Raw genomic sequence first — 714 nt, forward strand, 5'->3', positions numbered from 1 at the left:
AATCCAATATCTGTGTGGGCAGTACAATACTGGCCAACATGCTCAAATAATCGTTTTCCATGCTGTAAAGTAAAGAACTATTCGATTAGATTACAAATTTATCCCCACTAAATTTCTACTGAGCCATTGTCTGCTCTTCGCAAGTCCTTAAATACAAAAACAGTAAGTTCCCGATATTTATAGCTTAGAACTTTCTTTAGTAACTTGTAAGAGGATATTCGAGAACAATTTGGGAACATTAATATAAAAAGGAAAGAGGCTGTCTCAAAATACTTTGAGATGGCCTTTTTTGTGTCTGCAAAAAAAATCGGGCAAGCCCTAACTTCACTAAGTCAGAACTTGCCCGTTTCCCTAATTTTTTGTATCTTAGGGAATCAAGTCAATATATCCCAAAGATAATGTTTAAAAGTTACACATCCAACGATAATCTGCTTTTACCTCCATGTTTAGGCGATTTTATTCCCCAGAACGATCCGGTCCGGGTTGTTCACCGTATCATTGAACAGATAAACCTCGAAGAACTTTATCGCAGGTATTCTCCTAAAGGCTGTTCTGCATACCACCCGCGCATGATGCTTCAGATTCTGGTCTATGCTTATCTGCGTAATATCTATTCCAGCCGTCGCATCGAAGAGTTCTGTCGTAATGATATACGCTTCATGTGGCTTACCGGCAACGTTACTCCTGACCATAATACCATCAACCGTTTCCGCA

At 39.2% G+C, this 714-nt stretch carries 1 protein-coding gene; it reads left to right on the forward strand.

What is annotated here, in order from left to right:
• Positions 1–398: 398 nt before the first annotated feature.
• A partial coding sequence (locus H3001_RS19165; protein ID WP_181215803.1) for a transposase occupies positions 399–714 on the forward strand: 316 nt, incomplete at its 3' end.

The sequence above is a fragment of the Phocaeicola faecicola genome (assembly GCF_013618865.1).
In the GTDB taxonomy this organism is placed as follows: domain Bacteria; phylum Bacteroidota; class Bacteroidia; order Bacteroidales; family Bacteroidaceae; genus Phocaeicola; species Phocaeicola faecicola.